General features: G+C 29.6%; 27 protein-coding genes and 1 pseudogene. 2 read left to right on the forward strand and 26 right to left on the reverse strand.

Annotated features, from left to right (window positions below):
- Window positions 1–13: 13 nt before the first annotated feature.
- Window positions 14–1,138, reverse strand: coding sequence for an Mbeg1-like protein (locus DW911_RS00960; RefSeq protein WP_118431097.1), 1,125 nt, complete (start codon window positions 1,136–1,138; stop codon window positions 14–16).
- Between the two features lie 68 nt (window positions 1,139–1,206).
- Between DW911_RS00960 and DW911_RS00965 the strand changes: the two genes are divergently transcribed.
- The gene (locus tag DW911_RS00965; RefSeq protein ID WP_118431099.1) at window positions 1,207–2,616 is read left to right on the forward strand and encodes a polysaccharide deacetylase; all 1,410 of its coding nucleotides are present in this window, start codon (window positions 1,207–1,209) and stop codon (window positions 2,614–2,616) included.
- Window positions 2,617–2,622: 6 nt separating this feature from the next.
- Here DW911_RS00965 and DW911_RS00970 read toward each other — a convergent pair whose 3' ends face one another.
- Both DW911_RS00970 and DW911_RS00975 read right to left on the reverse strand, forming a co-directional pair.
- On the reverse strand, window positions 2,623–5,154 hold the full coding sequence (locus DW911_RS00970; RefSeq protein WP_118431101.1) for a translation factor GTPase family protein: 2,532 nt from the start codon (window positions 5,152–5,154) through the stop codon (window positions 2,623–2,625).
- A 28-nt stretch (window positions 5,155–5,182) separates the two neighbouring features.
- Complete coding sequence (locus tag DW911_RS00975; RefSeq protein ID WP_118431103.1) at window positions 5,183–6,787, reverse strand: putative polysaccharide biosynthesis protein; 1,605 nt, start codon at window positions 6,785–6,787, stop codon at window positions 5,183–5,185.
- A 137-nt stretch (window positions 6,788–6,924) separates the two neighbouring features.
- On the opposite strand from DW911_RS00975, the gene DW911_RS00980 reads away from it, so the two are divergent.
- Window positions 6,925–7,227, forward strand: a complete 303-nt coding sequence (locus tag DW911_RS00980; protein ID WP_118431105.1) for a hypothetical protein — start codon at window positions 6,925–6,927, stop codon at window positions 7,225–7,227.
- 12 nt (window positions 7,228–7,239) lie between these two features.
- Here the strand turns inward: DW911_RS00980 and DW911_RS00985 are convergent, their stop codons facing one another.
- From DW911_RS00985 to DW911_RS01095, 23 genes and pseudogenes are all read right to left on the reverse strand, one after another.
- Window positions 7,240–8,088 carry a patatin-like phospholipase family protein gene (locus DW911_RS00985; RefSeq protein ID WP_118607362.1) on the reverse strand — a complete coding sequence of 283 codons (849 nt, stop codon included), beginning with the start codon at window positions 8,086–8,088 and terminating at the stop codon, window positions 7,240–7,242.
- A gap of 50 nt (window positions 8,089–8,138) precedes the next feature.
- Window positions 8,139–8,522: a hypothetical protein gene (locus DW911_RS00990; protein WP_118431109.1), complete on the reverse strand. Its 384-nt coding sequence runs from the start codon at window positions 8,520–8,522 to the stop codon at window positions 8,139–8,141.
- Window positions 8,522–9,841 carry a M18 family aminopeptidase gene (locus DW911_RS00995; RefSeq protein WP_118607363.1) on the reverse strand — a complete coding sequence of 440 codons (1,320 nt, stop codon included), beginning with the start codon at window positions 9,839–9,841 and terminating at the stop codon, window positions 8,522–8,524. Before DW911_RS00995 ends, DW911_RS00990 begins: the two co-directional genes overlap by 1 nt.
- Window positions 9,842–9,912: 71 nt before the next feature.
- Complete coding sequence (locus tag DW911_RS01000) at window positions 9,913–11,343, reverse strand: APC family permease (RefSeq protein ID WP_118431113.1); 1,431 nt, start codon at window positions 11,341–11,343, stop codon at window positions 9,913–9,915.
- 169 nt (window positions 11,344–11,512) lie between these two features.
- Window positions 11,513–12,088, reverse strand: a complete 576-nt coding sequence (locus DW911_RS01005) for a xanthine phosphoribosyltransferase (protein WP_118431115.1) — start codon at window positions 12,086–12,088, stop codon at window positions 11,513–11,515.
- A 128-nt stretch (window positions 12,089–12,216) separates the two neighbouring features.
- Complete coding sequence (gene tig / locus DW911_RS01010) at window positions 12,217–13,164, reverse strand: trigger factor (protein WP_118431117.1); 948 nt, start codon at window positions 13,162–13,164, stop codon at window positions 12,217–12,219.
- Window positions 13,165–13,251: 87 nt separating this feature from the next.
- On the reverse strand, window positions 13,252–14,052 hold the full coding sequence (locus DW911_RS01015; RefSeq protein ID WP_118431119.1) for an SDR family NAD(P)-dependent oxidoreductase: 801 nt from the start codon (window positions 14,050–14,052) through the stop codon (window positions 13,252–13,254).
- A gap of 97 nt (window positions 14,053–14,149) precedes the next feature.
- Window positions 14,150–15,082 (reverse strand): GTP-binding protein, encoded by a 933-nt coding sequence (locus DW911_RS01020; RefSeq protein ID WP_118431121.1) that lies wholly within the window; start codon window positions 15,080–15,082, stop codon window positions 14,150–14,152.
- A 106-nt stretch (window positions 15,083–15,188) separates the two neighbouring features.
- Window positions 15,189–16,175 carry an aldo/keto reductase gene (locus tag DW911_RS01025; protein ID WP_118431123.1) on the reverse strand — a complete coding sequence of 329 codons (987 nt, stop codon included), beginning with the start codon at window positions 16,173–16,175 and terminating at the stop codon, window positions 15,189–15,191.
- Between the two features lies 1 nt (window position 16,176).
- Window positions 16,177–16,752: a histidine phosphatase family protein gene (locus DW911_RS01030; RefSeq protein WP_118431125.1), complete on the reverse strand. Its 576-nt coding sequence runs from the start codon at window positions 16,750–16,752 to the stop codon at window positions 16,177–16,179.
- Window positions 16,749–17,564: an MBL fold metallo-hydrolase gene (locus DW911_RS01035; RefSeq protein WP_118431127.1), complete on the reverse strand. Its 816-nt coding sequence runs from the start codon at window positions 17,562–17,564 to the stop codon at window positions 16,749–16,751. The genes DW911_RS01030 and DW911_RS01035 overlap by 4 nt, the downstream gene beginning before the upstream one ends.
- A gap of 148 nt (window positions 17,565–17,712) precedes the next feature.
- Window positions 17,713–19,515 carry a translation elongation factor 4 gene (gene lepA / locus DW911_RS01040; protein ID WP_118431190.1) on the reverse strand — a complete coding sequence of 601 codons (1,803 nt, stop codon included), beginning with the start codon at window positions 19,513–19,515 and terminating at the stop codon, window positions 17,713–17,715.
- A gap of 47 nt (window positions 19,516–19,562) precedes the next feature.
- Complete coding sequence (locus DW911_RS01045; protein ID WP_118431129.1) at window positions 19,563–19,895, reverse strand: single-stranded DNA-binding protein; 333 nt, start codon at window positions 19,893–19,895, stop codon at window positions 19,563–19,565.
- A gap of 112 nt (window positions 19,896–20,007) precedes the next feature.
- Window positions 20,008–20,325, reverse strand: a complete 318-nt coding sequence (gene acpS, locus DW911_RS01050; protein WP_118431131.1) for a holo-ACP synthase — start codon at window positions 20,323–20,325, stop codon at window positions 20,008–20,010.
- Window positions 20,325–21,029: a hypothetical protein gene (locus DW911_RS01055; protein ID WP_118431133.1), complete on the reverse strand. Its 705-nt coding sequence runs from the start codon at window positions 21,027–21,029 to the stop codon at window positions 20,325–20,327. The genes acpS and DW911_RS01055 overlap by 1 nt, the downstream gene beginning before the upstream one ends.
- 39 nt (window positions 21,030–21,068) lie before the next feature.
- Entirely contained in the window at window positions 21,069–21,389 is a 321-nt protein-coding gene (locus DW911_RS01060) for a thioredoxin family protein (RefSeq protein ID WP_118431135.1), read from the reverse strand.
- A complete protein-coding gene (gene trmB / locus DW911_RS01065) occupies window positions 21,382–22,041 on the reverse strand; it encodes a tRNA (guanosine(46)-N7)-methyltransferase TrmB (RefSeq protein WP_118431137.1) in 660 nt (219 codons plus the stop codon). The genes DW911_RS01060 and trmB overlap by 8 nt, the downstream gene beginning before the upstream one ends.
- Window positions 22,042–22,072: 31 nt before the next feature.
- A complete protein-coding gene (locus DW911_RS01070; protein WP_118431139.1) occupies window positions 22,073–22,789 on the reverse strand; it encodes a pseudouridine synthase in 717 nt (238 codons plus the stop codon).
- Entirely contained in the window at window positions 22,770–23,246 is a 477-nt protein-coding gene (locus DW911_RS01075) for a hypothetical protein (protein WP_118431141.1), read from the reverse strand. Before DW911_RS01075 ends, DW911_RS01070 begins: the two co-directional genes overlap by 20 nt.
- 63 nt (window positions 23,247–23,309) lie before the next feature.
- A complete protein-coding gene (locus DW911_RS01080) occupies window positions 23,310–23,459 on the reverse strand; it encodes a DUF1540 domain-containing protein (protein ID WP_118431143.1) in 150 nt (49 codons plus the stop codon).
- A 41-nt stretch (window positions 23,460–23,500) separates the two neighbouring features.
- A complete protein-coding gene (locus DW911_RS01085) occupies window positions 23,501–23,674 on the reverse strand; it encodes a sporulation protein Cse60 (protein WP_118431145.1) in 174 nt (57 codons plus the stop codon).
- Between the two features lie 38 nt (window positions 23,675–23,712).
- A complete protein-coding gene (locus tag DW911_RS01090) occupies window positions 23,713–24,591 on the reverse strand; it encodes an aldose 1-epimerase family protein (RefSeq protein WP_118431147.1) in 879 nt (292 codons plus the stop codon).
- 102 nt (window positions 24,592–24,693) lie between these two features.
- A pseudogene (locus DW911_RS01095) lies at window positions 24,694–26,094 on the reverse strand (IS3 family transposase).

Here is a 26,094-nt window from a genome sequence, read left to right on the forward strand (position 1 = left end):
ATTTCCTTTTAATTTAAAATAAATGTTTTCCTTCTAAAAGTAGCATGTATTTAAGCAAAGTTAATGATATAGTTCTATTTACACTAGACATATTTTTAAATCCCTTCATCCCCGTTATTAACTTATTCAGTTTATTTTCAGTAATATCACAAACCATTTTAATATTAGATTGGTTAAGCAATTCAAAGAATTCATTAACAAAGGATTCTTTTTGAACATTATCCATACTTTCTAATATTTTATTAATCTCATCATTAATCTTGATACAGCGTTCATCCAATTGATCACATACCTTAAATTTATCAGCCTTTATTTTCCATGTAAACCCACTATGTTGCATCATCGTATGTGAAAAAGAACTCACAATTATCTGTCTACAATCATGATATAAAAGACCACCTATAACACTTCCTTGCGGTCTAAAAGTAATAATCTTATCTTTCATTTCTTGATATTCAGTTGTTTTTAAAAATGACTGATTAAAGCCTGGTCCATCAAAATTATAGATTTTTTTAACATACTTTTTTATTTTTCTATCTAATTTGACTCCTGCATAAATAGCTAAATTGCCACCTTTAGAATGACCAGCTAAATATACATGAGGATATTTAAAAAAGTGCCCTTTTTTATTTAATATTATTTTGTAATCTTTTATGACTTGTTCAGTATACTTAACTGCCTCTTCTTGAGATGGAACTTTTTCTCTATATATCATATTAAAATCTTCTTTCCAGCCCAAGATAGTATCATCCGTTCCTCTAAAAGCAATATATAAACAACATTGTGGTAAAACAAATGTCATAGCTGAAAACTGTTTTTCTTTACAATAATCAATATCATTACAATATCGAATAATAGAAATATCTTTGAAGCGAGAATAATTATTTAATATTTGAACTAAATTTGTTGATTCATATATTAAAGAAAATTCTGATTTTGCATCTTTTAAAGCATTTTGACAGTATAGTGATAACTCACCAATTGTCATATTTTCTTTTATATAATCATCACATGAAATGTATGATAATTCACTCAATATCAAACTATCTACATCATTAAATGGAACTTGTTCAAATGATAAATTTCCCCACCAATTTAAATAATCATATATACATCCCCATTCAATTATTTCTGACATGATATTCAACTCCCTTTTTAGTTAATTTATATAAAAATCAAGAAAGAAAGTCAACTAGGTGACATAAAATGTTAAAACAATTTCATTTAAAATATCTTTTTCTTTCCTTTGTCATTATATTGAGTATTATCTTTTGTTATCAAAAATATCAAAAAGAACTTATTTTTTTTGAGAATCACCCACGTATTGAAATACACCAACAGTACAACTTTTTAGCAAATATTAAATCAGTAAAAAACGGTAAAATTAAAGACGTTTCTTATAATATCAATAATCTTAATATTCATAAGCTAGGAACATATACCATAAACTATCACTATCATCATCGTCAATATCCCCTAAAAGTGGATGTTATTGATTCAAAAAAGCCATCATTTCAGATTCATCCTTATGAAATAGATTTAGGCATGCAAGCATATCCTAAAAATTTTATTAGCCATATTCAAGATCAAACCCAAACAAAAATATATTTTGACAAAAAATATCGATTCAATAAGCCTGGTAAACAAAAAATATCGATTACAGTTGAAGACCAAGCGCATAATAAGACAACCAAAAGCACATATCTTAAAATATGCAAAGCCGATAAACAAAAACCAATTATCAAAAATCTTCAACCTCTTACATTAAAAATCAACACTCCTTATGATTTAAAAGAAGGCCTTGTTTATCACGATAATCAAGACCCTCACCCACAACTTATTATTAATTCAAACCAATTTGATATATCTAAAGAAGGAACATATTATGTATCATATATTGTAAAAGATCGTTCAGGAAATCAAACAAAAAGAATAAGAAAAATAACGGTTGTCAAAAATATCAAAATAGGAGTTGAACAGGAAAGTCATGAAAAAATAGTATATTTAACTTTTGATGATGGTCCATCATCAAATACAATTAAAATATTAAGAATATTAGATCAGTATAAAATCAAAGCTACTTTTTTTGTAACAGGTAATGGTCAAAATTATAATAAATATATAAAATTAGCCCAAGAAAAAGGACATACTATAGGAATGCACTCATACAGCCATGATTATGATAAAATATACAAATCAGTCAATGACTACATGGCTGACTTAGAACGTTTAAGCCAGATGTTAAATAATCTCATTGGCTATACACCCCATTATATACGCTTTCCAGGAGGAAGTAGTAATCAAATATCTAAACAATATAATATAGGAATTATGTCGGCGCTGACTAAACGCGTTATCGATGAAGGATACCAGTATTATGATTGGAACTGTGGTACAGGTGATGCCACTGCTCACCTTGTTTCTGTAAACAAGATCATTCAATCAGCCACGCATTCATCACATAACAATATCATTATATTAGCTCATGATACAAACACTAAAACAACAACAGTAGAAGCTTTACCAACAATTATTCAATACTATTTGAATAAAGGTTACAAATTTAAAGCTATTGATGATCATTCTTTTACTTGTCATCATCATGTTAAGAATTAAAGGAGACTACTTGTCTCCTTTAAAATCATCTAATAAATAGTTCTTCATAACCTTATTTTTACGTTTAAATTCATCGTAATTCTCTTTATGTGTATGACTTACAATCATCTCAAATTCTCGAGAAGACATTCTCGTTGCACCTCTACCACTGACAATGAGTTGTTCTAAAGCATCTGATGTCACAACGACAACTCTAAAATTTTTAGCTAAATCATGAGTTACCCTTTCAATATACATATCTGCCGTTTGAGCTTCTTTTGTATAAACCAGAAAAATATTATCGTATTTTTCAATAAGTCCATCATTCTTTTTTACTTTATAAGCATCAAAAACAAGTATTAAAACATTATTTTTGTATCCTTGGTAATTACACATCATATCAATAAGTTTCATTCTTGCAGCATCTAAATTATCTTTAGCTAAATCTTTCAACTCATCCCATGAAAATATAACATTATAACCATCAACTAATAAACACTCTGGCAAAATTGTTACTTTTTCATTATTTATTATTTCGATTTTTCTATTCATATCTTTAGATAGGCGATGTTTAATTGGACCATAAGTACGAATAAATATCTCTTCCAATTCTTTTTCATCTATAACTTGTTGACGGTGATTATTTTTTGGGGGCTGATATGTTTTTTTTAAAGGTAAATGCATATATTGTTCTACTTGATTCCATGGTACATAAAACCCACTACCATTCTTACAAAAAATAGAACCTGTAGGATAATATGGATCCTCTTCACTATTGTAATGTATTTGATTTATGACTTCTTCTTGATTATTGACTTCATAATATCCATCAAGCTGATATGATAAATGACCACTTCCTTTGGTAGAATCTTTAAATCTTAAAGGATAATCAAGCATTTTAGAAACAGGACCTGTTCCTTTGATTACAATCATTTCATCTTGTGTAATTTCAAATTTACAGTCCATTAATTCCAAATCAAATATAACTTTACTCATATATTCTTGATTTAAAGTCATTTTAAAAGCATAATATGGCTCTAAAATAATTGATTTTGCCTTCTTAAGACCTTGCCTTAGCGCCCGTAATGTTGCTTCTTTAAAGTCACCACCTTCGGTGTGCTTTTGATGTGCCTTTCCATTAATGACTGTAATCTTCATATCAGTAACAGCTCCACCGATTAAAACTCCTTTTAAATATGACTCTTTTAAATAATGAAGACAAGCATTTTGATAAGATAATGATAATTGACTAGGACTACAATCTAAACAAAACTGTAAACCGCTTCCCCTAGGTAAAGGTTCTAACAAAAGATGGACTTCACTATAATGTTTAAGTGGTTCAAAATGACCAACCCCTTCGACACTTTGACTTATTGTTTCATAGTATGAAATTTGTCCCATATCAAATGTTACTGGTAACTGATACCGATCAAAAATAATTTGTTTAAGAATTTCTAATTGAATTTCTCCCATCACTTGAATTCTTAGTTCATTTATTTCAGATTCATAATGGAAATGTAAATTAGGATCTTCATAAGACAAGTTTCTTAATTTTCTAATAGCATCACTTTGATTACAATCATCTGGCAAAACAATCCGATAAGAAAGAAACGGTACAATCTGTGGCTTTTCCAAAATATATTGACCATTTAAATCCATGCCTATCTCCAATGAATGTAAACCAGTAACAGCAATAATATCACCCTCATGTGCTGTTTGAACTAGATCAAATTTACTTCCATGATAAATACGAATTTGATGAATTTTTTCTTTTTGATACACTTCATCTTTAACATTCAAAGAACCGCCTCTTAATAAAATATGAGTAAGGCGTGTATTTTTATCATAAGTAATCTTATAGACAATTCCTTCCAATTTCTCTTTTTGATGATATGCTACACAGTATTGATCCATAAAATCTAATAAAAATGAAATATGATCATTTTTTAATGCCGATCCAAAAACACATGGAAAAAACAATCTATTCTTGAATGCATTTTCCATATTATATTGTCCGATGTCCCCATTTTCTAAAAAAGCATCTAAATAAGAATCATCTAATAAAGAAATATTTTCTTGAAAATCAGCCTCACTAGCATCAAAACAAAAAGAAGATAATTCATTTTGAATTTGTTTAAGAAGTTCTTTAGAACTTTGATAAGCCATATCCATTTTATTAACAAATATAATAGTAGGTACATTAAAATGCTCTAATAACTTAAAAATAGTTCGTGTATGTGACTGTATTCCCTCTCTTGCATTAATAACTAAAATAGCATAATCAAGTATTTGTAGCGATCTTTCCATCTCGCTTGTAAAATCAACATGACCGGGAGTATCGATAAGATTAAATGAAGTATTTTTCCATTTAAATACACCTTCTTTAGAAAATACAGTTATACCTCTTTCTCGTTCCATCTGTTCATAATCTAATAAACTATCTTTTTTATCAACACGACCCATTTTTTTAATAAGCCCACTTTGATAAAAAAAGCTTTCACTTAATGTCGTTTTCCCTGCATCTACATGCGCTAAAATTCCAATCGTTATTTTTTTCATAATTCTCCTTTATAAAAAATAAATCACTTTAGTGATTTATTTTTCTTAATATACGATCAACATAAGGAATATTTGATAAATATTCTGGATGATCTTTGTATAAATATAAAACAACAATAAAATAAACAACAATTCCAATAATAATTGATATAAATAATGGGATAAAAACCATTCTCGTTAAATTAAATAAACCATGATAAACTAAATAGACCACGACTCCCATAAAAATCGAAGCTAATAAAGGTAATAAAACAGTTCTTCGTAAATGTATCTTAAAATTTAAAATACGAGATAATGCCCGTTGATTTAAAAAACAAACAATGGCTGCATAACCAATATTGCAAGCAGCAAGAATGTATAATGCCCATTCTTTTGGTAATAAAAATAAACATATTGATAGCATCATTGCATAAATAATCAATGCTTTGCTTGCATTTTTTAACGGTTCTTTAACATGGCCTATCGCTTGTAAAATTCCATTTGTAAAAGTCGATAATCCATAAAAACCAATTGCTGGTGAACCAACAGTAAGTACTGTGGCTGCAATTTGTAAAGTTTGTTTTTGTGGAAAAAGTGTGCCCATAATAGGATAAGAAAGAACCGCCATTCCGATAAATGATGGAATAAGCACTAACATTGTTGCATTGATACCATTATTAATTAATTTTCTTGTTTCTTTAAAATTTTGTGTGATATAGCTTCCGGATACAGCTGGAATTGAAGCTGTAGACATGGCACTTGCTAGAGCAATAGGTACGTTAATTAAAACCATGAATTTTCCAGAATAAACGCCATATAACTGACTCATTAATACAGAATCCATTCCTTTGTAATTCATAAAGAAATAATAAATATACATATCTACAGTAGTAACGATATTAAAAATACATGTTGATATAATAATTGGTGTTACAATTGACAGAATTGATTTAAATATAGCTTTAGAAGTATCTATATACTCTATACCATCACTTTCATCAATCATTTTATTCTTTTTTCTTAAGAACATAAAAGTCATATAGACTAATGCAATTAAAACACCGGCACCTGTTCCTAAGGCACTTCCTCCTGCCCCATAACTGGCCATCAATGAATGATTACCATTAATAAAAGGTTGAATAAAGAGCCACGCTGCACCTATTGAAACAACAGCATTAAAAATTTGTTCAATAATTTGTGAAACAGATGTATAAAGCGTTGTTGAATGTGCTTGAAAGTAACCCCTTAAAACCCCAACTAAACCAGAAAGAAAAATAGTTGGACATAAAATACGTAATGCAAAAACTGCATATTTAGGTACTATATACGGAGCAATAAAAAATGCTATTAATGCCGCTGATCCACCAATTACACAAATATAAATAAAAGAACATTGTAATATTTTTTTAGCATTTTTATATTGTTTAATTGCTATTTGTTCACTTATTAATTTAGATATAGCTGTAGGAATACTATACGAAGATATCAATAAGATCATAGCATATATATTATAAGCAGTTGAATAATATCCAATTCCTTCATCACCAATTAAAGCTGTTAAAGGACTTCGATATAAAACACCAATAATTCTTACAAATATTCCAGCCACAGCAAGAATTGATGCCTGTTTTACTATTGATTTTGAATTATCCATAAATAACTCCTTCCCAAAAAACAAATATAAAACAACAAGTTAATTTTACCTTTTCATTTAAGTTTCGTCAATGAAACCTGGATAATTTATAGTCAAATTAAGCAAATCATGATATGATAATGCCAACAGGAGGATATATGTTAGCAAGATTACACGTTATTATTTCAAGTGAAAAAGACAATGATATAAATAAAGTAAAAGAAGCATTAATAAAAATAAATCCTTTATTTTCAATTTCACCAGCTCGTCCTTATGCCATGATAAAAGATCATAGTGAATTGTTTATTACATTCAATATCGAACAAAATCAAATCCAACCATTATTAGATCAATTAAACAATGATTGGACCGGTGAAATTGATAGTTGCCAATGTTATGGATTCAATACAAAAATGTTTGATTCACTTGTATATTGTTTAGAATTCGATATTTTTAATTAAAACGATAGTTAACTATCGTTTTAAAAATGCCTTTAACTCATTTAACTTTTTATACGCATCATTTCTTCCAAGATAATATGCCTCATTTAATTTAATAGGATCATTTTCTAATCGCTTAATAGATAAAGAATGCGATGGTCGAATAACAAATGTCTCTCCTTTTTTCTTAGAATCCTCTATATATTCTAATGTTTTATTATATACTTGATGTCTTTCTTTCATTGCATTATAAATTGCAGGATATTTCTTTAATCCTTTTTTCATTATAGAAGAGAATTTCATTGGTTTTTTTCGATATGATTGAGTTTGTGTCAAAACAACAATATTTTTTTCATAACCAATACTTTGAAAATATTTTAATGGAATCGGATCACTAATACCTCCATCTAAATAAAGATGCTGGTCAATGCTTACAGGATTGGACACAAGTGGCATGGAAGCTGAGGCTTGCATCCAAAGTAAATCTTCACCTGTTCCTGTTTTGCATAAATGATATGCTGGTTTCCCTGTTTCTACCTCAGTTATTCCAACATAAAAATCAACAGGATCGGAAATAAAAGTCTCATTATCAAATGGATCTAGTTCTTCTGGTATTTTATGATAACAAAAATCAACACCATACAAATCCCCAGTTTTTAATAAAGATTTCAAGCCAAAATAACGTGGGTCTTGTCCGTATTTTAAATTATAACGTAATACCCTTTCGATTTGTTTCGATTTATAATTACATCCAAATACAGCGCCTGCAGATACGCCAATATAACCATCTACTTCAATGTTATTTTCTAATAAAACATCTAAAACTCCAGCAGTATACAATCCCCTCATAGCACCACCTTCTAAAATCATTCCTGTTTTCATATAATCACCCCTTATAAATAAACATATTATAAAAAAAGAAATCTCGTTTATCAAGATTTCTTTTTCATTATTTCCTGTTTGAAACTTCGTTTACTTAAAAAATAACCAATAATTAAAATTAAGAATATAGCATCAAATGGGCTCTTTAATGTAATCAAAACAATAACAAAAGAAATAATAATTGTTATAATTTGAATCAATAACGCTTTATTAGAAAGTTGGTATTTTTTTAATAACTTATAATCATTTTTTAATTGAAATAATGCAATATAAAATGCAAACACCGCTACTAATAAATCAATTGAAAAATTAATTAAATAATGTTTTGTCAAAAATTCTTTAACAAATAACAACACTAAATAACTTGACATAGTAACCCATAAACTAGACATTGTATAGTTTTCAATATCAGTTGTCATTTCTTCTTTTTTCATTATTTAGATACCTTTAAAACATCATGTGAAATTTCACTAATATGAGAATTATAGAATTCTTCAACAGCCTTAATCATATAGTAAGTATCTTTGACACCAGCAGTTTCGTATGTCGAATGCATTCCAAGTTGAGGTAAACCAATATCTACACTATTCATTGATACTTGTGCCATAGCTATATTTCCTAAAGTACTTCCTCCTGCTTCATCAGAACGATTAGCAAAGAATTGTACTGGAACACCAGCGCGTTTACAAATATCTTTAAAAATAGCAATACTGATAGCGTCACTTGTATATTTTTGACCTGCATGTGATTTTACAACGATACCTTCATTCATATACACACAGTTAGCTACATCTGTTTTACCTGGATGATTTGGATGAACTGCATGAGCATTATCAGCGCTAAGCATGAAACTTGAAGCCAATGCACAGTAATAATCTTCCTCAGTTTTTCCTAAAGCATTATTTACTCGACGTAACACAACATATAAGAATGTTGATCCAGCGCCTTGTTTTGTACCTGAACCAACTTCTTCGTTATCAAAACATGCTAGTACATTAATTGATTCGTCGTTATATCCTTTTAAGAATCCTTTTAATGATGTAAATCCACATTGTAAATCATCTAAATGTTGACTAGAAATAAATTCTTCATTTGCACCCCAAATTGAAGGAGCAGTACGATTATATAGATATAAATCACTTCCATAAATATCATCAACAGAAACATTCATTTCTTTAGCAATTAATTTATTAAAATCACCTGGTTTACAATCTTGACCACCAAATAAAGGTAACATATCAATTTGTTTATTATATGCATAACCTTCATTAACAGCACGATTCATATGAATCGCCATATTTGGAATTAAAACTAAATCACGATCAATATTAATTAATTTTGTTACAAATTGATTTCCTTCTTTTACAATAACTCTACCAGCAATTGATAAAGGTCTATCAAACCAAGTTGCACACAACATACCACCATAACCTTCTGTGTTAAGTTGAGTATATTTTCCTTTTACTTCAATTTCTGCATTTTCTTTAATTTTAAATGTAGGGTAATCAGTATGGGATGCCACAACATTAAATCCATAATGATCAAGTTTTTTACCTAAATTTAAAGCAATAATACTAGAATTATTACGAGTAACAAAATATTTACCACCTGGTTTAATATTCCAATTTTGACCTTCTAATAATTCTTCGTAGTTTTCTTTTTTTAATTCATTTTTAATGTTATCCACTGCATGAAAAGCACTAGGACTTTTTTGTAAAAAAGATAACATTTCATTTGAAATTTCTTTATACATATTTACGCCTCCATATGTAAGCAATTATAACATATCCTTTTGGCTTACCAAAAGGATATGTTTAAGTTATTTTATTGTTTTGCTTTTTCTCTTTTAGCAATATTTGGTAAAACAATTCCTAAAGCTGTTAAAACAATAGGAGCAATGATATTTAATAACATTGTAAAGATGTCAGTTGAATAAACACCTAAGATACAACAAACAGCTGTAACTAAGAAACACCAAACACCAAAGAATAAAGCAACCTTATTATTTTTAACAAATTTATATTCTGGGTTAAAACGATCATGTGCTTTACGTAAAGCAATATAAGCAACAAATACCCATAAGTAACGCATTGGCATACATACAGAATTTAACTTATTCAATTGAGCAAGTACACCTGCAGCTCCAGCTCCACCAATAATTTGAATTAAAATAATACTTCCTGATAAAACAACAACCATTTTGATACCGTTGATATAAGCACCATATTTGTTTTGTTTTAATAATTTACTAGGAATAAATTGACGTGAATCTTCGTTTTCTAATAACATTCTAAGTGGCGCATCAATACTGATAACTAATGTTGAGAATTGACCAATCATATTACATAATGCATAGATAACTAATAAAGTATCTCCCAATCCATAATATTCACCAAGTTTTTCAAATGACCAATAAGCACCATTAGATACATATGAGTTAAATGACTCAGCACTACCATTAATTACAGATGGATCAAACATCATACCCATTGCAACTGTTCCTAAAATAGCACAAACCATAACCATAATAGCTAATGCAATCATTCCTTTAGGGAAACCTTTACTTGGGTTTTCAACTTTATTTACATATGGTGAAATTTTTTCACATCCACCTACAGCAAACACAAGAATTGAAAGTGAAGTAAAGTAATTAACATTAAATTGTGGAACAATCTTATCTAAGCTAAAATCAAGTGATAAATAACCACCATTAGGATTGATTGCTGGTGCAGCAAACATCATAATGATATATAAAATTGACATAACAAACATACTTGTTCCTGCCAAAGTAGCTAATTTCTTTAAAGGATTTAATCCTCTACTTGCAACCCAACAGAAAAATAAAAATACGACTAAAGTTACTAACTGTACTGCAATTGTAGGAAAAGAATCATAAGTTTCAGCATTTCTAAATACTGCCCAACTTAATGCTTTCAATCCTCCTGAGCTTTTACTAGCAATATATGTAACGTGACAAGCCCAGTATGTCCATCCAGCATAATAAGCTAATTTTGGTCCCATTGTTTCATGAATCCATGAACTGACACCACCACCTGATTCTTTAAAAGCAGAACCAAGTTCTCCAACCATTAAGGCATATGGTACAAAATATAATGCAAACATAAGTACCCAACTAAAGATTACTTGAATACCATTAAAGTAAACAAATCCATTTAATACATTTCCAAAACCCCAAACGGTAGAAAATGCCATGAATGCAAGATTATACCAAACAATCTTTTTTGACTTTTCCATCTTTTTTCCTCCTTCTTTTTTATAAATTGTATCAATGTATAAACATTAGTACAATTTGACTGCCTACCCATTGTATCAAAAATAGTACATTTAATCTAGATAATGTAGTAAATTTATTAGTTTAATAAAATTTAACACAAAATAAAAAAAGGTTTTGATTTTCAAAACCTTATTTAAAAACGATTTCACCTGTTTTTTCATCCATACTTTCAACAATTGCAAGTGACTCTAAATGAACTCCACGGTCTCTTATAAATTTTCCACCAGGTTGGAATCCCTTTTCAATAACAATTCCAGCACCTGCGACTTTAGCACCCGCACCTTGGACAAGATCAATTAAACCTTCTAATGCTTTTCCATTTGCTAAAAAGTCATCAATAATTAAAACTTTATCGTCTTTTCCTAAATACTCTTTAGAAACAATAATATCATAAACACGTCCATGCGTATAAGATTCAACCTTTGTTGTATAAACATCACCAGCAATATTTTTAGTTTGCGATTTTTTAGCAAAAACAACAGGTACATCAAATACTTCTGCAACAATACAAGCAATTCCAATCCCAGAAGCTTCAATCGTCAATATTTTATTAATTTCTTCATTTGCAAAACGTTTTTTAAATTCTAAGCCCATCTCATGAAATAATTTGACATCCATTTGGTGATTTAAAAAACTATCAACTTTTAGTACATTTCCTTCCTTTATTTTTCCATCTTTACGAATACGTTCTTTTAAAAGTTCCATTGCACTACTCCACTTTCCTATTTCTATGATTTTTTATACTGTATATAATAGCATTATAAAATTTACTATTCAAGAACTAATGATTGATTATCCATAAAAAAAGAAAGTTGTTTATCAACTTTCTTTTTTTATTTTATTTTTGCACTATTTAAAACAAATTGGCTTGCTTTAACACGAGAAAAGTCATGTTTTAAATCTTCCATATTAACTTTTTCTAATACTTGTTCTTTAGTCATTTGATTTTGTGCTGCAATCATATCTAATTGTTGATCAATTTCTTCTTGAGTTGCTTCAATTGCTTCTGCTTCAACAATAGCGTCAATAACAGCTTCAAAAATTGCTTGTTGTTTAGCATTTGGTTCAATTTGTTGACGGAATGCTTCTTCATTAGTCCCCATCATTTGTAAATATTGTTCAAACGCTAATCCTTGACGTGCTAATTCCATTTGCATATGTTGAATTTGTAAATTCAATGCACGATCAATATCTTCTTTTTCCACTTCTACTTCACAAGCTTCAATAAGTTGTTGGAAAATTGAATTTTCTACTTGTGCTTGGTATTGTTGATCATGTTGTCCTTGAATTTGATTTTTCATTTGTTCTCTTAATTGATCAACAGTTGATAAGTTAGGTATATTTAATGAAGCTACAAATTCGTCATCTAATTGTGAATCTTTCTTATTTTCAATTTTATGTACAGTAACTTTGAAAACAACATCAGCACCAGCTAAGTCAGCAGCACCATAGTTTTCTGGGAAAGTTAAATTTAATTCTCTTGTTTCACCTTTAGACATCCCAATCATTTGTTCTTCAAATCCTGGTATAAATTGTCCAGATCCAATTTCTAATTGATGATTTTCAGCTTTTCCACCTTCAAAAGCAACACCATCTTTAAATCCTTCAAAATCAATTGTTGTCACATCACCATTTTCAACAGGTCCATCTTTTTCAACAAATGTTGGATTTTGTGCCACGAACGCAGCTAATTGTTGTTCTAATTCTTCTTCAGTGACATTGTGTTTTTCAACGTTTACTTCAATATCCTTATACTGACCTAATTTATTTACTTTACTCATATCTATTTCCTTTCAAATTGAGATAGCCTTATTGTAACATAAAACACAAAATTAACAATAAAAAACACATCATATGATGTGTCTTTATTAAGGTCTTAATCCTAGTCCACCTTCTAAAGTAATGGTTTCCCCTGTCATATATTTAAAATCAGGATTAGCAAGCTGTACACATACACGACCAATTTCTAATTCATTATTACCAAAATGTCCCATTGGTGGTGTAGCAACGTTAGCTTTAAATGCTTCAGGATAATCGTTAGCAAATTTTTCTAATTGGGCAGTCCATGCTAATGGGCATACAACATTGACATTAATACCATCTTTTGCCCATTCATTTGCAGCAACACGTGATAATCCACGAATTCCTTCCTTAGCTGCAGCATAAGAACATTGACCATAATTTCCAAATAATCCTGCACCTGATGCAAAGTTTACAACAGAACCTTGAGTTTCCTTTAAATAAGGATAACATGCTTTCATATAATAAAATGCTGCATATAATCCTGAATACATAGCTAAATTAAATTGATCTGTTGTATGTTGTGCTAAAGGTACACCTGAAGCTGAAGCTTGAGCATTGTTAATTAACACATCAATACGACCAAATTCATCCATAGCTTTTTTAACAACATTACCTACAACAGTTTCATTATCAGCACCTGCATTAACATCTGCTTGAACTATTAGAACTTTTACATTATATAATCTTTCTAGTTCCTCTTTAGCAGCTTCCAATTTAGCTACATTACGCCCTGTAATGACAAGGTTAGCTCCTTCTTTAGCATAAGCAGTTGCAATACCATAACCAATTGATCCACAACTACCATCTTGCAAAACAGCACGACCAGCACCAGTAATAATAGCTGTCTTTCCAGTTAAAAATCCCATCTCAAAATTCTCCTTTCAATTCATTTCTTATTTTAAGCGCTATAATAATATTATCATAATTCATAATAAATTACTACTAATGTGATAATATCGAAAGCTATTTTAAATATCTTTCTATTTTCTCTTTATTTAACTTTTCGCCTATAACAATAATAATTTGTTGTCCAAGATCTATTGGCTTTGTAATGATATCATCATCTGTAGCATTAATTTCTAACCACTGACCCTCTCTTTCTATAAAGCCTTTTATTCTTAATACTTGTCCACAACCAGGATCATTAAAAATTTGTTTAATCCGTTCTTTTAAAATATGAATATCTAAATTGACATGTAAAAAATAAGTTGATTCAAAGCCACTTTGAATAGATGTAATATCCTTAACATAAGGTTCAATCTTATATCCACGTTTTTCTATAATTTGATAATCATCATCTGTAAAATTTTCAAATTTTTTTATTAAAACATCTTCTTTATTTATACATTTTCGACATTGTATTTGTTTTAAAAACTCATTGATACCCTGCAATGTATGTTCGATATCACTTTGACTTGCTTCATCGACTCTGCTTAAAATGATTGTTCCTGCGTTTGCAATTTGACTTGCTAACATTTTTTTTGCATGTAAAGAAAGGTGATTAGATAATTTAGCATTAACAATGGTAATAACACTGCCAATTTCATACCAACTAGACAGTGGATCTTCATGAAGCACATCGAAAAACTCATCGACATCATAAATCCCCGATGGCTCCACTATAATATGATCAAACCCTTGCATCTTCATCGCAATTAATTTTGTTTTAAAACGACGTCTATGACAATCTTCATCACACCCACCGGCTATCATTTCTATTTCTAGCTGACCTTGAAATGTTTGGTCTAATAGCATCATATCAACATTGACAGCGCCATAATCATTTTCAATAATCCCCACTTTATTTCCCTGATCAATCAAATACAGAGCATATTCTTTTATAAAAGTTGTTTTTCCAGAACCCAAAAAGCCAGTCACTAAATCTATTTTTATCATTGTATCCTCCTGATCTATTATGTCTGTTTATGCAAATAATTATAATACAAAATAAAAAAGAAACAAATGATGTGATTACAAAGTCATTCACATCACATGTTTCTTATTATTTATTACTAGCCATCACTCCAACTAATGCATGAGGAACATAAAGTTCTTCTAAATAATTCATTTCATCATCACTTAATATCAAGTTTGTTGCCTTAACAGCTCCATCGATATGAGATGTTTTTGTTGCTCCAACAATAGGTGAACATACTTTATTCATAAGCCACGCAAGTGAGATTTCAGTCATGGACACATTTTTCTTTTGTGATAATTCTTCAACACGTTTTATTATTTTTAAATCTGCATCAGCAGTTGCATCGTACTTCCCTTTAGCATAAGTATCTTCTTGCATACGTTTAGATGATTCACCAGGATGTTTAGCAAGTCTACCTGAAGCAAGTGAGCTATATGGTGTCAAAGCAACGTTATGTAAATCACAATATGGTTTCATTTCTCTTTCTTCTTCTCTAAAAATTAAATTGTAATGACCTTGGACAGATACAAAAGGTGCCCAACCATTTCGTTTGGCTATTTCATTTGCTTTTGCTATTTGCCATGCATAACAGTTTGATACACCAATATATCTTACTTTACCTTGACGAACCACCTCATTTAAAGCCTCTAGAGTCTCTTCAATAGGTGTCAAATTATCCCAAGCATGAAGAATATATAAATCCACATAATCCATTTGCAATCTTTTTAAACTATTATTTAAACATGTTTCTATATGTTCTTTAGCAGTAATCCCCTGTTGAATTTGTTCTTTAGTTCTACCATGAAATTTTGTAGCAATCACTACATCCGCTCTATTTGCATATTCCTTTATAGCTTTACCAAGATAAATCTCACTCGTTCCACCTTGATATGCCATAGCAGTATCAAAGAAATTAATTCCTTGATCTAAAGCATACTTAATCATCTTTTTAGATTCATCGTATGGTAATGTCCAAGAATGCATTCCTTTACTAGCATCACCAAATCCCATACACCCCAAACACACTTTAGATACTTTTAAATCAGTATTACCTAATTGCACATATTTCATTCTACTTACCTCCTTGTCTAATCACTTCTTTTAATGAAAATTGATGTTGATTGTATGTATAAACAAAAATACAACAATTACCAAATCCTTTTTTTAATTCTTCCATTGGATCTTGAATTGCACGTAAAAAATTAAAACATGCAACGCCATGAGAAACAGCCAAAACTGTTTGATGATCCTCCTTTTCCATGATGTCAGTGAGTGTTTTTACCATTCTATCACGCACATCATTAGGTGACTCTCCACCAAATTGAAGATAGAATGTTTCACAATCTTGAGGAGTTAAATGGGAATTCAATCTTTCACTTTCTGCTTCAAGTTGTCCATAATACATCTCTTTTAAGCCTTTTAAACGTTGATAAGGCATATTTACCACATTTTCTAAAGTATCACTACTACGTTCGCTTGTTGAACAATAAGCATGATCAAATTGAATATGATTTTGTCTAAAATATTCTCCCGCACGCTTTGCTTGTTGTATTCCTTTTTGAGTAAGTGGTGAATCACACCATCCTTGAATACGATGTTGTAAATTAAATTGTGTTTCTCCATGTCTCATTAAATATAAAGTTTTCATTGATTTTCTCCAAGTACATAACATTCACCAGGTGCTAATACTTTAATACGTTCAGGATTAATAATCTTATCAAATAATACTTCCGGATTTCCATTAAATGGTGTCATATCGGGTGCATCAACACATCCCCAATGAATACAAATTAAATCAGCATCAGGATATGTATTAGCAAGTTTTATAGCTCCGTTTAATGTGATATGCCATTCATTATCAGCAAAATCAAACAAAATAACATTGGGTTGTTTCATATGTAAATGACTTTCCAATAATTGAGAATCTCCTAGTAACCAAATTGTCCCATCTGGAGTATCCAACCAATAACCACAATAATCTTTTTCTAGCCAAAAACGATATTGCCATTTTTTTGAACCATTTTGCCAATTATGCTTTGCTGGTGTTAACTTCACATCCAATGATCCCACTTTAAAACCATCGCCGATATCACATTTTTGAACAGGATACCCTTCTTCAAGCATCACATCACCTACATAATTTGGTGCATAATATTTGTTACATACAGTTTTTAAATCAGTACACGTCATTCTTGAAAAATGATCATTATCTATATGAGTAATTAAAATTGCATCCAAAGAAGGTACTTGTGATGGTAATATTGGCATATCAATTAATAATGGCATGTCAAAACCTTCTAAAAGCGGATCTATCATAATATTTGTGCCATGACTATTAATCATAATACTTGCATTACCTAACCATCTAATTTCTGTTTGATGGTGATTATCAAAAGCTTCTTTTTTTACATATTGTGTCTTTCCTGCCATTGCTTGACCATGACTACTTTTTGCTAACATTTTTATTCCTCGCTTTCTCTATTTATATTATAGATTAAAATGTGTAATGAATACACGGATGATTGATTATATTTGTCAAAATGTAGACAAATAGTGTATTTTGTCAAGAAAACTCATTTAATTAAAAAGGTCTAGATATATCTAGACCTTAATCATCATCTACAGATAAGATTGCCATGAAAGCCTCTTGAGGAATTTCAACACTACCTACTGCTTTCATACGTTTTTTACCTTCTTTTTGTTTTTCTAATAATTTCTTTTTACGAGAAATATCTCCACCATAACATTTAGCTAAAACATTTTTTCTCATCGCTTTAATAGTTGTTCTTGCAATCACTTTACCCTGTAATGCCGCTTGAACCGGCACCTCAAACATCTGTTTTGGAATAATTTCTTTTAATTTCTCACAAATAACTTTACCTCTGCTATAAGCAAAATCTTTATGTACAATAGTTGATAAAGCATCTACAACATCACCATTTAATAAAATATCCATCTTTTGTAATTTATTAGTACGATAACCAATAAGTTCATAGTCAAAAGACGCATACCCTTTTGTACTGGATTTTAATTTATCAAAAAAATCATATACAATTTCAGATAATGGGATTGCATAAACAACACATCGTCTTGTATCATCAATATATTGAATATCTTCATAATCCCCGCGTTTAGCCTGACATAATTCCATAATAGTACCTACGTACTCATTTGGTGTCATAATAGAGGCACGAACATAAGGCTCTTCAATATGTTCAATGACTTGAGGACTTGGCAACATCGCAGGGTTATCTACTTCAACCATTGTTTTATCCGTTAAATAACAATGATAGATAACTGATGGTGCCGTCGCTATTAAATCAAGATCAAATTCTCTTTCTAATCTTTCTTGAATAACATCCATATGTAATAATCCTAAAAATCCACATCTAAAACCAAAACCTAATGCTTGAGACGTTTCAGGTTCAAACACTAAAGAAGAATCACTTAATTGAATTTTATCTAATGCTTCTCTTAAGTTTTTATATTTAGCATTATCAATAGGATATAATCCACAATAAACCATCGGATTTAATTTACGATAACCTGGTAACTGTTCATGAGATGGATTTTCTAAAGTCGTAATTGTATCTCCCACATGAACATCTTGAATGGATTTAATTGCTGCTGCAATCCAGCCAACTTCACCACAAACTAATCGGTCTTTTTTTACCTCAGAAGGTGTACGTACCCCTAATTCTGTTACTTCATATTCAGCACCTGTAGCCATAAATTTAATCTTATCACCAACTTTAATGGATCCTTCTTTAATACGCACAAAGACAACAACACCACGATAACTATCATAAAATGAATCAAAAATTAAAGCTTGAGTTGGATTATCAATGCTTCCAGAAGGTGCTGGAAATTCCTGAACTATTTTTTCTAATACTTCCTCAACATTAAGTCCACTTTTAGCGGATATTAATGGTGCATGATCTGCTGGTAATCCAATAACATCCTCTATTTCATGTATAACACGTTGAGGATCAGCACTTGGTAAATCTACTTTATTAATAACAGGTAGAATTTCTAAATTATTATCAATAGCCAAATATACATTAGCAAGTGTTTGTGCTTCAACACCTTGAGCTGCATCTACAACCAGAATTGCTCCCTCACAAGCCGCAAGTGAACGTGACACCTCATATGTAAAATCGACGTGACCTGGTGTATCAATTAAATGAAACAAATATGTATTACCATCTTTAGCTGTATAATGTAATTGAACAGCATTTAATTTAATTGTAATACCCCTTTCCCTTTCCAGTTCCATGCTATCTAATAATTGTGCTTTCATATCACGGTTAGCTACCGCTCCAGTTAATTCTAGAATACGATCAGCTAATGTACTTTTACCATGATCTATATGAGCAATAATTGAAAAATTGCGAATTTTATCTTGTTCAATATTCGTATTATCTTTCACCAAATTTCTACCTCACTTCTAATATTAATTTACATTCTACTTATAAAATGTTTATCTAATAACTCTACAACCTCAGCCATTACAACAATAGTTGGATACTCTTCATCACCAACTTGAATATATTCTTTATATAAACGTCCTCTAATTGCCATTATTGCTCCTTTTGGAGCACAATCATTTAACATTTCGGCAGCACCTCTCCAAGCAGTGATCGGAAAAGTATCAAAAAATTCATGACCCAATTCACTACGAAATGGATTTTTAACTTGAAGTGTAAAATGCCCTTCTTTTTGTCCTTTCTTATTTTTCTTAAATTCAATGTCAGAAACTAGTCTTCCAACAACTGATACTGAGTTTAACATGCTCAATTCCTCCTTTTCTCTATTTTTATATTAACAAGCGTTTGATATATTTATAGGAATCTTGCACAAAAGGACATATGTTGACTTATATAACTTTAAAAATCCCAAAAAGTTAGAATTCTACAATAACAAAAGCAATGGCATAATCATGTTCATGTGACAATGATACATGACATTTATCATAATTTAAATAAGGTTTTCCCTCTTGATCATTTAAACAGCAAATATCTTGAAAAGGAATTTTTCCATAAGCTTTAATAAATGCTTCTTTAACAGCAAAACGTCCTCCCAAATACTCTCTTTTTAAATGATCAGTTTTTTTTGTTTGATACACTTCTAATTCTTCTTTACATAATATTCTTTTAACAAAAGACTCATTTAAAGATAATCGATTTAAATCACAAATATCCGTTCCAATACCACGTATCATTAGTCTTTAAATTTCTTTTCATATAAATTCATTAATTCATCTAAAGACATATTATCATCAATTTCATCAATTAATGAATTATCTTGATTATCTTTTTTATCATTAAAATCTAATTTAAATTCACCTGTACGTTCTTCAATAATCTTTAATTGATCTTTTTCTTCTTCTACAATTTTAGCTATATTTCTTAAATTATCTTCAACAGTTGGAAGTTTTTCTTCTTTATTTTCTAATACTTTATTTTCTTCAACAATTTCTACTTCAGGTTCATCTTCAGTAGGAGTTAGTAATGCTTCAGATTCAATATCAGTTTTTTCTTCAAAATTTCCATAATAAGGGCTAATAACTTGCACTAAAGAATCTGATTGATATTTTGACTTTTTCTTAGGTTTAGTAACCGTTGGTTTTTTTACTTTTTTTTCTTCCTTATCACTTTTTCCAAACATAGGAGAAATAATATCCATCATTTCATAAACATTACTCTTTTTTGTTTCAGTTTTTTCAACTGGTTTAACAAACTTTTGTTTAGGTGTAGTTTTTGTTTGAACTTGTTTTTTTTCTTCAGGTTCTTTTTTTACTTCATCAAATTCATCATCATAAATTAATGGTTTAGAAAATTTTTCATTTCTTCTTTTTTCAACAATTGGATCAACTGTTTCAAAAACATCATCTTCATCATATTTCTTGAAAAAATTTTTAAACATAATCATCCTCCTCTACTCAATGCAAAAAATCTTTAACATTTATTTTACTGACTCAATGAACTTTTCAATTTCTTCTCTTGTTTTGCGTAATTTACTCACAAAGCGACCAATTTCAAGTCCATGATCATAGGCTACAAATGAAGGAATGCCCATAATATCCAATTCTTTACATAAATCAATCATCAAATCACGATTGATCATGTAATATTTAAATTCAGGATTATTTTTTGCTACATCACCAATAAAAGGTTTAATAAACATACAATCTGGACACCAATTAGCTGTAAATAGAATAATACAACGTGTTTGAATAACTGTTTTATATTCTTCAATATTATGTATTTCTTCAAAGTTATCCATTATTTTTCTCCTTTTCAAAACAAATAACCATCTTATAAATAGGTCCATTTACTGAAAATTTTCTTTCATATTCTGTCATAATATTATTTTCATTTTGATCACTATGATGTAAATCTAAACAAATATCATCAATAAACATTTTATTATCATTTACAGACATAATTGAATATTCAAACAATCCACGATTATCTGTTTTAAACTCAATTTTCCCATACTGTTTTAAAATATTTTGATAGACATCTAAAAAAGCCTTTGAAGTCAATCTTCTTTTAGCATGGCGTGTTTTAGGCCATGGATCACTAAAATTAAGATAAATCTTATCTACTTCATTTTTATCAAACACTTTTTCTAACTCAATTGCATCATAGTGCATTAAACGTAAATTGCTTGGTATATCTTTTTTCTTCATTTTATTAATAGCCGCTGCTAACACACTAGGATATTTTTCAATACCTATATAATTATTTTCCGGATATCTCTTAGCATTTTCATATATAAAATCACCTTTACCCATACCAATCTCAATAAATAAAGGTTGTTCTTTTTCAAATTGTTTATGTAATTGACCTTTCAATGATTCTGGTTCTAATATAACTAAATCACTGTTTTCCGCCATAATATCATATGCTTTAGGGTTATTTCTTAAACGCACATTATTCCCTCCTTAAACTGTTCCTATTTTATCATAAATCATGCATTAAGTCGACTAATTCATTTTGACTTAATTCTCTATAATCTCCTAATTTTAATTGAGGATCCAATTGTAAATTTCTTATTTTGATTCGCTTTAAATAGACTACTTCTTTACCGACTTTTTGAACCATTTTTTTTACTTGATGAAATTTACCTTCAAATATTTCAATTTCTACTTCACTATAACCATCTTGAACTTTTAAAATCTTCAAATGAGCAGGTAAGCATCGATAATGATCAATTGTTATACCAGACAAAAATGATTGAACATCTTCTTCAGTCATAATCCCCTTAACACGCGCATAATATAATTTTGAATGATGACGGCTTGGAGCTAATAAACGGTGTGCAAAATCACCATCGTTACTAATGATAAGCAATCCTTCTGTATCCAAATCTAATCTTCCCACAGGAAACAATTCATATTGTCCATAATCATCAATAAGATCGATTACTGTTTTATGTACATTATCTTCAGTTGCACATACAAAACCTGCAGGTTTATTCATCATAATGTAAACATAAGGTTGATAGTGAATGATCTGTTCATCAAATTCAATGATATCATTTTCATAATCAACCTTAAAATCATCTTTTTTTATTATTTCGTTATTAACCGTAACAAATCCCTTTCGAATATAACTTTTTACTTCTTTTCTCGTCCCTATTCCATAATGAGCTAAAAGTTTATCTAATCGCATTTTCATCTATTTTAAAATACCTTTCTACTTTCTGATCATTTTCATAATAAATATATATTTTTAACGTGATTTTTTTATTTTTTGTTAATCCTGATAAATGAATCCCTTTGTATATATTTTTCTTTTCATCATATTGATGAGGTATAAGAGAATATTGGTTTTGATCAATAATTCCCAAACTAGGAAAATCATTATCTTTTTGTCCATCAATCATTGTTAAAACTTTAATATTTTTCATCACAATTGCTGGTTCGTCAATAATCAAGTCATAACGTACTTGTTTATTTTTTAATTGATTAAGAACAACTTTTATCCTAAAATCATTCGTTTTAGTTTCAAACTGCTGATTAGTTTTTAATTTTTCCAAGTATTTTTGATAAATTTGTTTTTCATTTGTCGTAGACTTGCTTTGACATCCTATTAAAGTCATGCAAATCATGAAACAAAGTAATATTTTCTTCATAAAAAATCACCATCTCTATTATATCACATATCATAGAGATGGTGGTAAATGAATGAAACAATGTTATTTCATTTTAAAAGTATGACATTCCGTTTCTTTATTAGAATGAGCATCTTGACAATGACATGTACAAACTTTAATTTCGTTAGCTTCACATTTTTTATTTGCATTATAAACACATGAATGTACATCACAGCAAACATCTTTAGCCATAATTCCACCTCCATCTTTATAGTGGACTTATTAGCTTTAATTTATACATTTTCATCATACAAGATGAGACAACTAAAAGAATATTCCAACTCGTTTGAAAAACACATTGCTACTTGATACTTCATATCATAAATATGATAATTATTTTTTAAGAATTCATTAATATCGTCTTGTAAATCCAATTCATGTGTTGTTTCAATAATTTTAACTTTCATGAAAAAATTATATATGATTTAAAACTAAAATCTTGTCATTATTGGTTGATTTCAATAACAAATTCACATTCGAATTGTTCATTTGGCTTTAAGCAAACTGCACTTTCTTTATCTTTAAGTTCTCCGTCAAAATCAACGTAATCTGCATGTCCCACCCATGGTTCAATAGCAAGCAAATCACCAACATGTTTTGCAGTCCATAAACCTACATGATCAAAACCATGCATATGAAAAACAATTGATTTATCATGATTCAATGATTTTAAAGAAATACTTTCTGATTTAAAATTTTTAAAAACAATAGCATCTCGATCAAATAATTGTTGACGCACAAAGAAACGTTGTTCTTGATCATAGAATGGTTCTTCAATATGTGACATTCCTCTTTTAGCTACATCAATAATTTTTCTATTTAATGTCTCAGGTTCACTCATTTCAACATAGTAATCATTGCTTGATTCTCCATCCATAAAAGGGCATGCAAAAGCAGGATGTCCTCCTACTTGAAAATAAATATCTTGTTGATCAGTATTTTTTACATTAATATGACATGATAGATTATTCTTACTAAGTGTATAAGTTACTTCTAATAAAAAAGCATAAGGATATTGTTTTTTTATTTCTTCATTAGGTTCTAGTGTAAAAATAACTTTTGTATCATCTACTTGATTGGTATTAAATTCATTATGACGTGCAAAACCATGTTGTGTTAAATGGTATTTCTTATCACCAATACGGTATTCATCATTTCTCACAGCACCAACTATTGGAAATAAAATAGGAGCACTGCTTGCCCATTGACGAGGATCTCTTTTCCACATGTAATTAATATGATCTTGATTTCCTTCAATACGATGGATTTCAGCTCCTTTAGGATGTAATCCAACAGTTAAAAATTCATTTTTTAATTCAATCATTATTATACCTCCATCTATATAGACTATTATAGCATAAATCAACTCGCTAAATAAAAAATCCAGAAAAATATACTGAACCGACTTTGTTGGACAAAAAAATAATTAACTTAATGATAAGGCTTGATTCCTAATTTGTAAAGGAGTTAAGCCTTTTCCTTTTACTGTAATTCTATAATTATTATGATAATGAATATAATCTATCATCGCTTGTTTTAAATTTTCTAATGATTCAAATGTATTTTCAAATCCATAAAACATTTCATTTTTCCAAAGAAATTTTCCATTGGGGAATTATCTAAACTGTTTCCTTTACGAGACATAGATTGGAAAATTCCTTTTTCTTCTAATCTTTTATGATATGAAAAATGTTGGTATTTCCATCCCTGATCAGAATGAAAAATCAAGCCTTCGAGACTGTCAAATTTTTCAAAAGCCATATCCAACATTCTATATATTTGGAATAGATTAGGTGTGTCTGAGATATCAAATCCAACTATCTCGCGATTGTATATATCCATAATTGGAGATAAATATAATTTTCCTGCTGCTATCTTGAATTCGGATACATCGGTAGTCCATTTCTGTTTTACAGAAGTAGTTTCAAAATTTCTTTTTTCATTAATTTTTCCTGTGTGTTTATTTTTCTTTCTTTCTAGAAGAAGATTCTTACAAACACCATTCATATCCCCTTTATAAGAGTTGTATCTTTGTTTAGGTGCAGGATTAAGTGTATATAGGCCCATACGCGACATGAGACACTTTATATCCCTTATTCAACAATTCTAGATGAATTCTTCGATACCCATAACGTTCTTTGTGGGTGTAAAAGATATTGATTATTTCCACCATTATTTCATCATTCTTATCATCTTTGTCAATTTTACTAAGAGTGTAATAATAAACGGATTTGGCAATATGTGGAAGATCCTCATTAGAATTAATAGTATCCAGAATAAATGCTAAGCTCAGATTTAATTCCTGCCTTAGTTCTGTTATAGCCTTTACTATTTCTTTAGTTCTTTCTTCTTTCGTTCCATAACTAAGGCATCCAATTTTTTTAAGTATTCGTTCTCGACACGTAAGCGAAGGTTCTGAAGTTACAGTTCTTCGATCCTTTTCTGCATTTCTGACTGTGTCATTTCTTTCTTTTTGTTTGTCATGTTGTCCTCTTTTCTTTTCAACAATATTATACCCGTTTTCAACATAAGATTTAACCCAATTGGCCAATATTCCTCTACTTGATAAGCCAATATCAATAGCTACCGCTGTAATTGATTCTCCATCGATAAGCACTCTTCTCAATGCTTTTTCTTTAAATTTGGGAGAATAATATCTGTTTCTATCTTTTCTAAGAACATCGAATCCATTTTTATCTATCAATCGTACAAGATATTCAATACCGTGCACATTGATATTATATTCAGTCGAAAGCATGTTTAATGTGTATCCCATTTTTCTTTTATTGTAAATTTCAATTTTTTGTTCGTTTGTAAGTTTAGCCAT

Source organism: Erysipelatoclostridium sp. AM42-17, assembly GCF_003480255.1.
GTDB lineage: Bacteria > Bacillota_I > Bacilli_A > Erysipelotrichales > Coprobacillaceae > Faecalibacillus.